This window comes from Pseudomonas sp. HY13-MNA-CIBAN-0226, assembly GCF_040310305.1.
GTDB lineage: Bacteria > Pseudomonadota > Gammaproteobacteria > Pseudomonadales > Pseudomonadaceae > Aquipseudomonas > Aquipseudomonas gregormendelii.
Window position 1 is genome coordinate 1 of record NZ_JBEOPS010000649.1, and the last position, 234, is coordinate 234.

Genomic DNA, 234 nt, shown 5'->3' on the forward strand with positions numbered 1-234 from the left:
GTGCTGGGGTGGTCGAGCAGGGAGACGAAGCGCCCGGTGTGCCCGTCCAAAGCGTCAATGCCGCCGGTTTCGATGTCGTACACCCAGCCATGCAGGTTCATCCGGCCTTGTTCCAGCGCCAGGGCGACCGAAGGGTGGGTTTTGAGATTAGCCAGTTGGGCGACCACGTTTTCACGCACCAAGGCATCCAGGCGGGCAGCGTCTGAGGCATGCGTGCGGGCTGCATTGATCACC

Annotated in this window: 1 protein-coding gene; it reads right to left on the reverse strand. The window is 63.2% G+C overall.

The genetic code is table 11. The annotated features are described in order from the left end of the window. Window positions 1-234: carbonic anhydrase (locus AAEZ05_RS30280; protein WP_350650370.1), on the reverse strand; the 234-nt coding region annotated here is incomplete at both ends.